This is a genomic window from Balneola sp. EhC07, from assembly GCF_001650905.1.
GTDB lineage: Bacteria > Bacteroidota > Rhodothermia > Balneolales > Balneolaceae > Balneola.
The window spans coordinates 567737-582972 of record NZ_LXYG01000017.1 but is presented as its reverse complement, the minus strand read 5'-3'; the positions used below and the strand labels follow the sequence as shown (position 1 = coordinate 582972).

General features: G+C 39.1%; 8 protein-coding genes. 5 read left to right on the top strand and 3 right to left on the bottom strand.

The genetic code is table 11. The annotated features are described in order from the left end of the window. Positions 1-208: 208 nt before the first annotated feature. On the bottom strand, positions 209-955 hold the full coding sequence (locus tag A8B79_RS11805; protein WP_066222828.1) for a queuosine precursor transporter: 747 nt from the start codon (positions 953-955) through the stop codon (positions 209-211). A 102-nt stretch (positions 956-1057) separates the two neighbouring features. Between A8B79_RS11805 and A8B79_RS11800 the strand changes: the two genes are divergently transcribed. From A8B79_RS11800 to A8B79_RS11785, 4 genes are all read left to right on the top strand, one after another. Then, positions 1058-1765 (top strand): hypothetical protein, encoded by a 708-nt coding sequence (locus A8B79_RS11800; protein ID WP_066222825.1) that lies wholly within the window; start codon positions 1058-1060, stop codon positions 1763-1765. Continuing rightward, complete coding sequence (locus A8B79_RS11795) at positions 1758-3074, top strand: ABC1 kinase family protein (RefSeq protein WP_066222822.1); 1317 nt, start codon at positions 1758-1760, stop codon at positions 3072-3074. The genes A8B79_RS11800 and A8B79_RS11795 overlap by 8 nt, the downstream gene beginning before the upstream one ends. 138 nt (positions 3075-3212) lie before the next feature. Continuing rightward, on the top strand, positions 3213-4463 hold the full coding sequence (locus A8B79_RS11790) for a paraquat-inducible protein A (protein ID WP_161485168.1): 1251 nt from the start codon (positions 3213-3215) through the stop codon (positions 4461-4463). A gap of 48 nt (positions 4464-4511) precedes the next feature. Further along, positions 4512-4970 (top strand): hypothetical protein, encoded by a 459-nt coding sequence (locus A8B79_RS11785; protein WP_066222816.1) that lies wholly within the window; start codon positions 4512-4514, stop codon positions 4968-4970. 62 nt (positions 4971-5032) lie between these two features. Here the strand turns inward: A8B79_RS11785 and pbpC are convergent, their stop codons facing one another. Both pbpC and A8B79_RS11775 read right to left on the bottom strand, forming a co-directional pair. After that, positions 5033-7348 (bottom strand): penicillin-binding protein 1C, encoded by a 2316-nt coding sequence (gene pbpC / locus A8B79_RS11780; RefSeq protein ID WP_066222941.1) that lies wholly within the window; start codon positions 7346-7348, stop codon positions 5033-5035. A 217-nt stretch (positions 7349-7565) separates the two neighbouring features. Next, on the bottom strand, positions 7566-13118 hold the full coding sequence (locus tag A8B79_RS11775) for an Ig-like domain-containing alpha-2-macroglobulin family protein (RefSeq protein WP_066222814.1): 5553 nt from the start codon (positions 13116-13118) through the stop codon (positions 7566-7568). A 252-nt stretch (positions 13119-13370) separates the two neighbouring features. Here A8B79_RS11775 and A8B79_RS11770 point away from each other — a divergent pair, with 252 nt between their 5' ends. Then, positions 13371-15086 (top strand): DEAD/DEAH box helicase, encoded by a 1716-nt coding sequence (locus A8B79_RS11770; RefSeq protein ID WP_066222810.1) that lies wholly within the window; start codon positions 13371-13373, stop codon positions 15084-15086. Positions 15087-15236 lie beyond the last annotated feature (150 nt).

The following is a 15236-nucleotide window of genomic DNA, read 5'->3' as shown; positions in this document are numbered from 1 at the left end:
CGCACAAACAATCTGTCTTATGCTTCAATAATTTCCAAAGAACTTACCTTTTGAAGACAAAAAAAGCTGACCTAAACGTGTTGTTGGATCAGCATTTTTATTTCCTCGAAAGGATTATAAAGGTACGGGATTTCTACCCTTCAGGGCAAGTTTTATTTCAATATTTTTTCTCTTTTTTTCTACTCTTTTTCTCAAGCTTGATTAGAGCTCAATAGAGGCTATTTCTCTCCGGATCTTCATCAAATTTTTGGAATAACTTTACTCCAAAATAGAATAATGGGGTATCAAAAAGAGCAAAAAAGAATTTGAACAGATAAGAATTGAGAATCAGAATGAAAACCGCCCCCAAACTATTCACATTCTCTCCCAGATTCCCGGCAAAATATAGAATCATTAGAATAGCAGTTGAATCTACCAGCTGACTAAACATGGTAGAAGCATTGTTCCTCAACCACAAGTGTTTTCCGTTGGTCTTCTTTTTCCAAAAATGAAATAACCGGACATCTACTGATTGTGCAATTAGATAAGCGATCATACTGGCAATAGTATTTCCTACCATAAATTCATATACCCCTTCAAATAAATCCAAACCACCACTTACACCAAGAGTATTAGGCAGAGAGTGATTAATCCACATCAACAAGAGCATAAAGAAGTTCATAAAGAAGCCCACCCAAACTACTAACTGTGCTTTTTTTCTTCCGAAAAGTTCAGAGATCAGATCCGTAGCTAAAAAGGTAAATGGATAAGCAATAACTCCTGCTGGCACACTCATTGTATAAAGACTTCCATCGCGAACCAATGAAGGAGTAATAGATTGCAACCAATCAGGTAAAGTAAGAGTGAAGATTGTAACGAACTTTGTAGTACCAATTACATTGCCAAGTACTAGTGCAGTAAGAAATATTCCTGCAAGTGACAGGAACAGAACGTCTCGTTGATGACTATGACTCATAGATTTTTGATTTAGAAACTAATAAAAGAAACACAGCCAACATTTGCTGAAATATTTCGTAACCAAGCGAACTGTTTCTATCCTTAAATAGTTTTTGTAAATATGACTGCAGAACAGATTAATGACAAAATCGAACTATGTGAATCAGCAATGGATCTGATTCTTTCCGAAGGTTCATTCACCATTGCCCAACTATCAGAAGCCACAGGTAAGACCGCGTCTCAGATCTACAGCTTGTTCCCAAATAAGAAAGCTATTACCGAATACTATTATCCTTCTCTGGTTATTCGTTATTCCGCCATGATCGGGGAAATTGAAGATTTCGAATCTTACACCATCAGCGAAAAACTATCTAATTTTATTTTTACGACTTTCGACATGATGGAAGACCGAAGAGAGTTTGTAGAAGATACTTTTGAAAAGATGGTCTTTAAGAAAGGATGCAATTCCGAATTCCATCAGGAAATGACTGCTTTGTTCAAACACTTTTTTACTACTGATGGAAGGATTGCCGTAAGCGCCGGTTTTGTGATGAAAGATTATTTCTATGAATTCATCGCAAGAGAGTATCTCGATATTGTAAAGTTCTGGCTAAACGATGACAGTGACGGCAAAGAAAGAAGTTTTGCGCTAACCGATAAGCTCACAGGCTTTGTGGAAGAAGTAGTATATAATAAGGTCATTGATAAAGGATTTGATCTTGCTAAGTATTTAATCAGTCATGCAGGATTGGCTAAAAATATTCCGCTTTTTGGTGAATGGATAACAAGTTGGTTTAACGATAACGAAGAAGAAAATAAAGATGAGTGATTTCCCATCCTCAAAATTAGAGCGCGGAACTATCATAGCTAAAACCGGAATCAAGGTTGGGAAAAACTACGCCCAGCGTTATTTGAAAAATAAGATCTCAGGCAAAAAAGATGATGGCGGTCAATTCCATTCCGATAATGCCAAGGAAGTTTTCAAAGAGTTTACCAAACTTCGTGGTACTGCTTTAAAAATTGCTCAGGGAATGAGCATGGATCAAGGGTTTTTACCTGAAGAATTTGCTGAAGTAATGAGTCAGGCACAGTATTCCGTTCCTCCTATTAATAAGGCTCTGGTTCGTTCTATTATTAAGAGAGAACTTGGAAGCTATCCCGAACAGCTTTTTGCGAAGTTTGAATCAGAAGCATTTGCAGCAGCTTCTATTGGTCAGGTTCACAAAGCAGAATTAAAAGACGGCAGAAAAGTAGCCATCAAAATTCAGTACCCCAATGTGAGGGAAACCATTGGATCGGATCTGGCCATGGGGAAAACAATAGCCAAGCGATTTATTAAAAAAGGATCTGATATTGATCCATATTTCGATGAGATCAAGAATACTCTTCTGCTGGAAACAGATTACAAACATGAAGGGCAGCAAATCGATCTTTTTAATGAGCGTTTTTCAGGTTTGAATATCGAGATTCCTGAATGGGTTCAGGAGTTCTCATCAGATAAAGTCTTGTGCATGACCTTTCTGGAGGGAAGACACCTGGGTGATTTTTTAAAAGAAAACCCATCACAAGAACAAAGAAATCATTTTGGACAACTATTATGGGACTTCTTCCACGAGCAGATAAAAGGCAACGACTACATCCACGCCGATACACATCCCGGAAATTTCTTATTTACTAAAGACAGCAAACTTGGAGTAGTTGATTTTGGATGTGTAAAGAAATTTCCCACAGAGTTTTTCTCTGATTATTTACAGCTCCTCCCAACTCATCTTAGCGAAGACGAAGAAAAGATCAGACGGTTATTTGAAAAACTGGAAGTCCTGAAGCCCAATTCTAAGCATGGAGACAAAGATCAGGAGTATTTCGAATTTGCCAAAAACTATGGAATGGTTTTCGCTAAACCTTATAAAGAGGATGTTTTCGATTTTGGTGATCCTGAATATGATAAAATGATCCGTCACTTTACTAAAGAAGCGCCGATGTCGAACGAACCCAGAGGGAACAAGCACTTTATTTATACCACCAAAGTTCATGTTGGGTTGTACAACATACTTATCAAACTGAAAGCACAGGTTGATACTGCAAATAGTAAAGAAGTGCTCCGGGAAGTTTTAGGAGATGAGAGTTTGTTTGTGTGAGCCGAATCATCAAATCAATTTAAATCCTATAACCAACCCCCACCTGCGGAGGGGAAGTTCGTTGAAGTAAATCAGAGAAATTTGCTCAATACCTTGGTATTCCCTACTATCTGAAAATTCAAATAAATCGGGGAATTATTGCAACAACTTAGGATGCCAATACTTGCTGTTTTGCTTGCCGGAGTAGCATTCAGTTCTTTCTTCATTTATCGTATCGAATCTGACAAAAGAGTTCTTGAAACAGAATTAATTGAATTATCTAAGGTCAAATACGGACTTTTTAATGTTGATGTTTGGACAGAAGAACTCACCAGAATTATTATTGTAAGAGTTAATGAGTTCCAAATGTCTGAATCCCGAGAGGATGAACTGCGAATCAAAATAGAAGAGTTTCTGGAAATAGCTATCGCAGAGTTGGAAGAAGGATTTGAAGAAGAAAATAAAGGGAGTGTCGGAGGTTTTCTAAAAAGGGGAGTTGCTTCGGTAACGGATGTCTTTGGTTTAATGAGAGAAAAAACTCCTGAAATAACGGAGAGTATTATCATCTTTATAAAAGATCCTGAAAACAAAGAATTGGCTAAAGATTTTTTGATCGATAAAATGCAGGAATATTCTGACAGCACCTTCTCAGAAATTGATTATTCTTTGTATGACCGGATTCTGGCTAAACACGACGCAACCGAAAAAAGAGAAGCCATTAATATTATAAAGGGAAAAGTTGATTCTTTAAATGATCGAAGAACCCCTTACTCTGTAGCTTTATTTGGGATTATAGGTTTATTAGCCTTAATCATCCCATTCAGTTCAGATTTTATGAAAGCAGAGTTCACAGTACTTACTATCATATGTGGAATATTGCTATCAGTAGGTGTTCTAATTCCCATGATCAATATTGATGCCCGGATCTCTAGGATGGAATTTGAGCTGATGGGCGAATCTATCATATTTATTGATCAGGTTTTGTACTTCAAAAGTAAAAGTATTCTGGAAGTAGTTTGGGTTATGATCACCAACAAAAAAGTGGACGTAATGGCTGTGGGAATTCTGGTTTTTTCTTTCAGTGTATTATTCCCTGTTTCCAAATTACTGGGATCCATTGCTTATATCTACTCTGAAAAGTTAAAGAACAATCCGGTTATCAAGTTTTTGGTTTTTAAAACAGCAAAATGGTCGATGGCTGACGTGATGGTCGTTGCTATTTTTATGGCTTATATCGGTTTTACCGGAATCATATCTGAACAACTTACTAGTCTTGAAAATATCGCCTTGAATGTGGACATCATGACTACCAACGCTTCCAGCTTACAAATTGGGTTTTTCTTATTCACTGCCTTTGCAGTGCTGAGTTTAATGGTTTCTCATAAACTTCAATACGGTGGAGAGAATTAAGAATGTTGGAATTAAAAATTAAGGATTGTAGAATTTGGATTCTTAATTATGAATGACCGCATCAAAAAGATTGTAATCATCATTATCATATGTGTTCCTCTTTTCATTTTGGGATGGTTTGGAATCGCTATTTATCAAATGGGTAAAGGATGGGATATAATAAACGAAAGAACTTGGCAACTCGAGAACCAAGTCTTACTCAATGAATACTTCTCTCCGGATTCAACAAAGAAAATAGGCCTTTATAAATATGATTCCGGAGCTTTAGGTTATACTGCTATTCAAATGTCGGTTGCAGCTTCATCTGATTCTTACCCTCTTACCGGAAATATTCTCGTGATTAACCGAGTTCCTCCTACTATCGAATGGAAAACACTGGATTCTGTTTATGTCTTAATTGACAAATCAAATACTCCCGGTTTTACTATCGATTCTTCAAAAATTATTAAGGACGTCTATTTTGAGTTTGAAGTTATCGCAACAGGTTCCACTTATTTAAAGAATTAGGAGTTCTAAATTTTGAATTGACAGATACCATATTCCTAATTCCATTATTCACTTATTCCTAATTATCGAGATACAACTTCAAATTCATGCTCCAATCTTTCCCCTTTTTCGTCCACTAAAACCAAAGTGTGTTTTCCGGGTTTCGGAGATAATGCTAATTGATGAAAACTCTCTGTTTCTCCTAAAAATTCATCGTTCAGATGCCAAAATATCTTAGTCCCGTTATTTCGATGGGCTATTTCAAACACAGCTTTTCCTTTTTCTCCATCCAGTTCTTTTGGCACATATATTACTGATGAATTGAACGGATAGATCAACCTCATAGCCAGCTTGTTTTCTTCCCCACATCCCGCAGCTAGTTCCGGTAACGACCTGTACTCACTATGATTTTTTTTGTAGTACCATTCCTGAACCGGAGGCAACACAAACAACGACTTGGTTTCCAAATCTGAAATATCAGCACAGCTACTATTTTTTCTTTGTCCGGATTTTTTGTCAATATGAATGATCTGATGATAAGGACACACTTCGGTTTTTAATCCTGATTTTGGAACACTTTCTTTTACTGTTTCGGGACAACCTGAACCTGCTCTGTGTCCGCTCTTTTTGCAAACCAAAATTTCTTCCATCTCATATATAGGTTCGTTGAACCAACTTGAGGCAGGCAGTATGTCAAAAACATCAAACAAAATAGGTCCTGCGGTTTTCAGTCCGGTCAATTCCGGTCGACCTTCTCCATCAGCATTACCAACCCAAACCCCAACTACAAATTCAGGAGCGATTCCCACCGCCCAGCCATCTCTGTAGCCGTAACTGGTTCCGGTTTTCCAAGCTACTTTTCTTGCATTTTGAAAACGTCTCCAATGCAAATCTTCTTCCGGACGGGTGACTTCCAGCATTGCTTCAAAAGTACTGTACAAAGCGCCGGGATTTATTACTGTTCTTTGTGAATGATTTTCAGAATGTTTATCTGAAGCTAACTTCGAAGAAAAGTTTACCCGTTCATATCCATCAGAATCATTTTTTAAAGCACTATAATTATTGAGTTGATAGGCCAACGATCCATACACCGATGTGATATCCCATAGAGTAGCTTCTGCTCCCCCTAATATTAAGGACAAACCATAATGTTCAGGATCATGGGTGATAGTACTTAACCCTAATTCATTCAGATAATGATGAAATTTTGGAACCCCAAACTCCAGCAACATATAGACAGCAGGCACATTTAAAGACCTTGAAAGAGCTTCTGATGCAGGCACCGCTCCATCATAACTCCTGTTGTAATTCTGTGGAGAATAATCCGTGAATTTTGAGGGAATATCCTGCACTAAAGAATTCGGCAACATCTCTCCTTCATTTAATTTCAACATATATAATAATGGCTTGAGAATACTCCCTGTACTTCTCGGAGAACTGATCACATCTACGCTTTGTCCGTGTTTTCCTGAGTTACCTTTTGTATTACCAACATAAGAGATCACCTTTCCCGAGTTTACATCCAGCACCAATACCGCTGCATTTTGAATGCCATTCGATCTCAGCTTCTCATGATGACTGTCTACAATTTTGTTGATCCTGATCTGCAGGTTATTTTCTATCGATGTCTTTACTCTGCTCCCTTTTTCAGAGCCTGTATAAAATTTCGAAACCAAATGAGGAGCAACATTTGGCAGATCAAGTGGCTGTTCGGGTAATGGCTCTAACACTGAAAGTTCATATGTAAGAGAATCGATCTGCTCCTCTTCCATTAATCTTTTCAGTAATCGATCTCTTTTGGCTTTAAGCGCTTCTCTGTTTCTTCCCGGATGAATAAGCGCCGGACTATTCGGAAGAACGGCAAGTGTGACTGATTCCGCCCAAGAAAGATCCGCAGGAATTCTTCCGAAGTATCTCCACGAGGCTACTTCCAGTCCAACTACATTACCGCCGAATGGAGCATGGGCTGCATAAAGAGATAATATTTCGTCTTTTGAGTAACTGAACTCAAGTCGGGTAGCCTGAACCATTTCTTTCAACTTTTCCCAAACAGTGCGATCTGGATTTTCTTTTGCTAATCTGATGACCTGCATGCTTAACGTACTGGCTCCGCTTACTACTTCTCCGGCTTCATAATTCTGTTTAAGCGCACGTGCTATCGCAAAGGGATCTACTCCCAAATGAGATTCAAAATTCTTGTCTTCAAATTCAATAATTGCCGTTTTAAATTTTTCAGGCACTTCTTCTGAAACCGGAAATCGCCATTGTTCATCATCTGCAATTTTTGCCCCAATCAGAGTTCCGTTTTTGTCTTCCAATATCGTAGAATAAGAAGGATTGAATAATGGATCTGGGAGGGAGTTGTAGTAGAGGATTCCTAAAATTAGGATTATCGCCATGACCAACCCTCCTCTTGTTCTCCTCCCAAGAGGAGAAACTCGTTGGCTCGGTTCAGTATCTGAGCAACGAGCTTCCCCTCCATCGGAGGGGATTGAGGGGAGGGTTGGTGCTCTCATCGATATTAGATTCTTAAACCACTTCATCATTCAATATTTAAGTCCCCTCTTGAGAGGGGATTTAGGGGTGTGTCAATATGATTGAAAGTTTTCTTCATGTTTATTCTTCAACAGGAACTACATTCACCCACTTTCCGGCATTACGGGCACTGATAGTTTCATCATACATTGCATAAGTAGTTAGCGAAGGCAAATAAAACTTCCCGGCATAACTCGCATTTAATTGTACACGAAATGTTTTGGATTGCTTTGCTCTCAGATCAAAATAAGTGTAGATGCGGTCATCTCTGATATCCTGATATTCGAAACTTGCAGTAGGCTCACTGAAAGAAGCGTCGTCCATTCGAGTATTTCTGATCTCCCAACCGGATGGAAAGATCTGACTCAACGCCATTTCTTCATAATTACCACGAAGTCCCGGATTTGAGATCGTAACCTCAGCTATAAAATCGCTCCCTTGTTCAATATTATCAGTATCTATCGAATTCCTATCCAGATCTGTATATCTGATCTTTTGATTCAAACTATTTGAATTGGTGATATCATCACCCAAAAGCGGGGTTCCTTTCAAAATCAATCGGGCAAACAAAGTTCCTTCAGATTCATTTTTAAACACCAATTTGTTTTCTGAAAGCTCATTCATTTTCAAATTGATCTCAGTGATGAAAGCCTGAGATCCGATCTTTCCTTCTCTCCTTCCGTTTAAAGTGTATGAAGCATTTATATTTCCTGACGAACCGCTTTCTTCCAGAAACTTAGATATCGCAATTAATCCGTAAGCCGTTGTTTGAGTGCTGAGCCATCTATGTGAGCTTAATTCCTGAGAAACACTTCTCGCCACCAGAGATGCATCCTGATTCCTCTTCAGCAAACTCAATGCTTCAAGGATCATGGCACGATCCCGGAGTGAAGAACCATAACTTCTGGAAAGCTCTCTGTAATCTTCCACTTCAGTGGATGCTCCTTCAACAATATCATTCCCGGCTTCGGGCTGACCGGCTAAAACATAAGCTGCAGCCAATCGCCATTTTGCTTGAATAGATAGGTTTTCTCTTTCTCTCAAACGATTCATGGCTCCGAGATCCGCGGAATTAGCTAGAGCCAGTGTATATAATCTGTACGATTGAATCAGATCTGAACGATAATACTCATTGTTCTCCGTCCAGGTTCTGGCTCTTTGTCTTTGAAACCGATTGATGCGATCCATCACATTTGAAGAAACATAATATCCTTTCTTTTGGGCTTCCAGAAGAAAGTGATATCCGTAATTTGTTCCCCAAGAGTTGGCATCTTCATGTCCGGGCCAGTAAGATAAACCTCCACTTGATGTTATAAACTTTTCAATTCTTTTTATCGCCCCATTAATATTGGTTTGAATATTCTTTTTGCGCTCCTGGTCCAGTTCCATCACATCACCAACAAACAACTGAGGAAATGCAGAAGAAGTGGTTTGCTCAATACAACCGTGAGGATAACGGATCAAATAATTCAATCTCTTCCCAAAATCCACAGGCGGAATTCTGGAGATCTCCAGTGTCGCTTCATTCGTTCCTGCCATTCCCTGCGGATCAAATATCACTTCCCAGTCAGAATCAGATTCCACAGTTTCGGATCTTATATCCACGAAAGGTTGATTGGGATTTCTTACCGCGATCTCTATTTCATGATAAGCACTTTCGTTTCCGCTGATAACTTCAACCCGAACTTTACCAACACCAATAGCAGGTTTTGTTTTCAGTTTAAAGGTAACCAATTCATCGCCCGGTTCAGAAAATTGAACTGAAGTTGTTGATGAGCTTTCAATAATTTCAAAAAGTTCATTGGTCTCAACTTTTACCTGAACGTCTTTAACAGATTCCTTCATCGCAAAGACATTTACCGGAAGATCTACCGTTTCTCCGGGACCTAAAACTCTCGGTAGCGTTGCCAAAACCATAACCGGTTTCCGAACCGGAGTTGTGGTTTCCGTTTCTCCGTATGCGCCGTCTTGTCCGGCGATGACCATAGTTCTTACTGATCCAACATAATTCGGAACTGAAATTTGATGTCGATTCGTTTTCCCTTTCTCCAAATAAAAAGGACCTAGAAATCGAACCATGGGCTTAAAGCGATTTGCTTCGTTAAGCGGATCTTCAGATGCTTTGAGTTCTCCATCACCTCCAACAGCCAAAATTCTGGATAATGATCCTGCATAAACATCACTTACCGAACCAAAAATATCCCAGGTTTTTATTCCCAATGCTTCTCTGGCATAGAAATAGTCATGAGGTTCAGGAGTACTGAAATTAGTGAGATCCAGCAAGCCTTCATCCACTACGGCTACGGTGTATGTCATCGCTTTTTTGTTCGATTCCGAAACTTCAATTATTGCATTGGTTTCAGGCTTCAATTCTTCAGGGAGCTTGACTACCGGTGACAGTTTAGTAGTCGGATCTTCTACTTTGATTGGAATTACGCCATACATTCTGATCGGAAGATCGTTTTCTGTTTGACCGTGAGATTGCACATGCATAACATGAGCATAAATCGTGGGACTCATATCTCCCGAGGTTTCAAAACGATACTCGGTACTTCCCTTTCTCCCATCTATCCATTCTGTGCTGAGGATCTTTGATCCGGTTTCTAAGCTGACTAGAATCTTACTTCCTTCGCTGCTTGGAATATTAAGCACTGCCTCATCTCCAACATCATATATTTCTTTATCAGAACTGAAGGTCAACCTCGCTGGACTCACACCCGAACCACTTCCTCTGTACCAACTGAAGTAAACGATCTGACTGGCTGAATGTCCTCCGTCTTTATTCTTAACACGAACTAAATATCTTCCGCCACCATCATTATTGGAGATGTTGACATCAAAAGATCCTTTTCCCTCTGAGTTAGTTGCAACCGTTCCTGATCTTACTTTTCTCACATTTCTTCGTTCAAAGTAATTACTCAATTCTTCCCGACTACGCTCCCACCACCATCTCCATCTTATATTATAAACTTCAAACTCGAGCTGTTGATTTGGAATTGTATTTCCATCCTTATCCAGAGAAACAACTTCAAAACTGTGATCCTGATTTCTTTCCAACCAATTTGAATACCTGTCCTCGCTCGTTCGGGGTGTTCTTAAACCAATCAATGTTTCAAACGGATAATAATAAGTAGTAGAACTCCCGACGCTAAAATTACCTGATGGTTCAAATACTCTTGTTTTCAGATTTACTCTGATTCGGCTCGGCCCTTCGTTCAATTTTTTAAAAGTATAATCCAATTGTGCTTCGCCTGACCGATCTAAATTTCCATTAAATATCTGGGTTGGAGAACCTGAGAAGGAAATGGATTCATCAGAAAAAGAGAATTGAGGATATTTTGAAAAAGTAGCTTCAGATCGACTCATACTCATTTCAACATCTGCTTTCAAATTTCTAGCTATTGCACCGTGTAACCAGCGTGAATTCAAAGTTGCGTTCAATTCCGGATCATCAGCGGTGACAACATCATTGTCGAAATCAACTTCTACTTTTAAACGATTTGGTTTAACAGTTTCAATTTTGATGGTTTTGGCGAAAGTAAGCCCTCCAACTTTTGCAGAAATTCTCCAGTTACCTGTTGGTGCCTGCTTCTCGGTTGATGTTTCATAAACATAAAATCCATTTAGTGACGTCGTGAATGTTTTGCGATTCACTACTTGCCCTGATGGATTTCTCAACTCAAAACTTACCGGATGATCTTCAGGCAACACATCATTTTCATCTTCCAGAATAAAAGAAACAAACAAAGTGTCTCCCGGTCGCCAAACACCTCGCTCTCCGTATAAAAATCCTTTAACACCTTTCTGTACCTGTGCTCCGGAAACATCGAAATCACTCACTGACAGAGAGGTCCCATCATCTAGTCTCAAATATCCTTTTTGATTTCCTGAAGTAGCTACTAAGTAGTATGGATTTCTTGGAGATGATAATTCAACTTTTCCGTTTTGATCTGTATTAGCTGACGCCAGCATTTGTTGCTGATAATCAAACAATTCAACTTTTACTCCTGCTTTCAGATCTGTGGTCTTGAGGTCCGTCACAAAAGCTGTAAGACTTCCCTGATCTCCGCTTTTTGCAATTATCCCTAAATCAGAAGCGAGAATATTTCTGACTTTACTTCTTTGATTATAGTAGTAACTGACATCACATGGATTGTCACGTTCTCTCCAATTATAACCTCTTGGATAAGAATTGCTTCTGTAGTTGTTCCAGAATTGCTCTTCATCAGTGGATGAATACGTCCAGCTTCTATCCGTAACTTGAGCAGTTGTTTCAGAATCATTTTCCCCACACTCATAAACCGCCTGATGTTTTCTGAAATCAACTTCTACCTGATAGAGCGCTCCGGGTTCGGGTTCAATGATTTTTGACAGATCAAGTGCATAGTTATTCCAGTTCCCGGCCTCCACTGTTCCTAAACTTGAAAGTGGAATTGCTCCGCCAAATACCTGACGTCCAACACGTTCAATTCTATATTGGTCATTCGCTGAAATACCATATTCCTGCAGGTATTGGCCCATATTATTCTCGAAAATCCTGATGATTCGAACATCTACGGCTCCTAAGCTCACCGCTTTAAACGGAAATAACAGATTATCAGAACTTGGGATAATGGTGCCTTTTCCAAGTAATTCCAGTTGTGGTTTAGGCTGATTGAATTGAATTTCTCTTGTGATCTCAGTTTCTAATCGTCTTCCGGCTTCGTTTTTGATTCCTGAATTAATGGTAAGTGTTTTAACTCCTGTTCTTCGTTGTCTTGGAGTGATCACCAGCGTATTCCCGTTAATGATGGTGTTGATCTCATTCATGTCCTGAACCTGAATCAATCCCTGTAAATTTTGTGTGGCATCTAAACGATCAGAAAAAGTAAGTTCAACCCTTGGATTGTTATCCGTAAAAACCCGTGTAGCTAAAAGTTCAAATACAGAATTATCTGTAATTTCTATGACCTGATTTCCTTTTGTGTCTGTTCCTATCGGTTTGCCATCCCAACTTAATTTCAATTCACTTTTTTGGTCGTCTCTCCGTATTCCCGAAATCTCAAAATCATGAACCGTTCCTGAATTGTTTTGAGTCCAACTTAGTTCGAGATCATTATTTCCTTTTTGAGATATGGATAGCACACGATCTATATTTTTTTTCCAGGCTTTATCTGCTGTATAAATTGTACCTGAAAGCTTCATGCTCGTTTCCGTTACTATTTCCAGTTCGCCTAAAACCACTTCCATCTGCTGTTTCATTGTATTTACAACAAATGAAAACTTTTTCTTGTCATCGGGTACTTCAAACAACTTTGACAACTCAAAAGAAACCTGATATTCCTGTCCCTGCTTAAATGGGTCGTTAGGTTTAAACACAATTGTTCTATCGTTCACCAATTCTGAGTAGCCATTTACTGATGGGGAAAGATCAAAAAGTCTCAACGAGCGGATATTGATCTTCTCAGAAACAGGTTTAGTAAATGTAACCGCGATCTCGCTATGCGAACTAATTTCGCCGGAAGTATATCCCTCAATAAATTCTGCAAATTGTTCCGGATCTGAGATCTGTTCTGGCGATTCCGGTTCTGAACAAGCGATGAATAAAGAAATTAGCAGAAACAGGGATAGTAAGCATCGGCGATGGTGTGGCATAGCAGTAGTAATTTAGGTTTTAAAAAGATAGGTCTAATTTTAGGTATGTTAGTTTCCCAAAAAAGTTCCGTAAGGGCAAATAAAGAAATTGATAAATCTGATTTTATGCACTCTTTTTAACTAAAACCGCTTTTTAGAAACGAAGCTTATCAACTCTCCTTCACATTTTGTATATTTGGGCTTGCTTAGGGACGATCTAAGCATTTGATCTTTGAAAATTGAATTATAACGCCAAACGAACGAGGTGGAACATTGTCTTTTGAACAATATGACCTGAGTCCTGATCTATTGAACGGACTGGTTGATACACGAATTGAAAATCCAACCCCTCTCCAGCAAGAAGTTATTCCACAGGCCTTAGAAGGCAAGCACCTGCTTGTTAAGAATGAAAGTGAGGATAACGGAGCATTTTTGATCCCTGCACTGCAGAAGTTGATAGCAAACGGAGAGGTAAGCGGCACGCGAATATTAATTTTAACACCATCTATAGAGCGAGCGAAAGCGATTGATGAAATGATTTGGGCGATGGGGTATCATGCACAAGTGAGCAGTACTTCATTATCCATGAAAGGTGACAAAGTCGCACAAGAACAAGCTGTTTTAGATGGAGCGCCCGTGATTGTAGCAAATCCCGGTCGATTAGTTGACATACTGGAAAAAACCAAAAAAACCTTTACCGATCTCGAATGTGTTGTGATCGATGAAGCGCATAATATGGAAAACTTTAGCCTGGTAGGTAGGGTAAAGTCTATCTTTGAATTTATTGAGAACCAGCCACAGGTACTCATTTTTTCCGGAACTATGAATAATGCTACTAAGCAGCTAGCCGAAAATGCGCTTAAAAATCCTGAATTAATTGGATTTCAGTCTACTGATATTGAAGAAAAGAAAGCCGTTGAGCCTGCTGAAATCAACGAAGAAGAAGTAAAGGAAAAATTAGAGCAAGCTTCTGTAAAAGTGGTTCTGAATCCTGAAGAGAAAAATACAAATGAAGAATCTTCTGAAAACGAAGATTCAGCTCAGGAAAAAGCAGAAGATAAAAAAACAGAACCGGTAGAAATTGATCAGAAAGAAGTTGAAGCTAAACTGAAAAAAGCTTCTGTTAAGGTCGTTCTGAATCCTGAGAAAAAAGAGCCTGAAAATAAAACTGATTCTGGTTCTGACTCTAACTCTGACAAAGCTCCTGTCGAAAAACTTAAAGAGGCATCTGTTTCCGTGGTCTTGAAGAAAGATCAAACAGATGAGCCTTCGGTTCCAAAAAATCTGGAACAAGGTTATATCAATGTGCCGCCAAGAATGAAAATTTCTACCTTGATGGCACATCTGGAAAACAGTAAGGTTGAACGTATCGTTGTTTTTACGGCTTCAAAAAGAACTGCAGACCGACTTTTCAGAATTATTCTTAAAAAGAGCTGGGGTGTAGTAAGTGTTGATGAAAGCATCAACAAAGAAACTTTTAACGAACGCTTCCAGAAGTTCACTTCAAATGAGATGAAGATCCTGATCGTTGGTGGTATGTCCGCAACTGATATCGAAATTGATAAAGTCACTCAGGTAATCAATTATGATGTGCCAAATGAAGTGGAAGAATACCGTTACCGGGCTGAACTGGTAGGTTCTAAAAAAGCCGGACAAATGGTTTCATTGGTTTCAAAAATGGACAGAGACGACATTGAGAAGATCACTAATGAAGTTGGATACGCTCCTGAAGAAATAAAACTTCCTGAAGAAGTTAAAAAGAAGAAAAAAGGAAAGAGCTCCAACAATAAGAAAAGAAATAATAAACAGAGCAAACCCCATAATAAAACTCGTCGCGGTTCTTCAAACAACAAAAGAGCTAAAAAGAAGAAAGAAACTGCCGATAAGAGTTATGGATTACCCAGACCTAGTTATGATGGACTTTCGGGTGGACGCGAAGGCGACCGCTCCGGTGGCGTATTCGGTTGGGTGAAAAAATTATTTAATTAAAACAGAATTATCTGTTAACACTTTGTACCCCTAAAGCCTCTCGTGATTGATTTCCGAGGGGCTTTTTTTGTTCCACCATCTGTTGGGCTTTGCACGGCTGATGGTTCGTTGATCTAGCCACTCCTTGGTTTCTACTCAAGTCCATCTCCC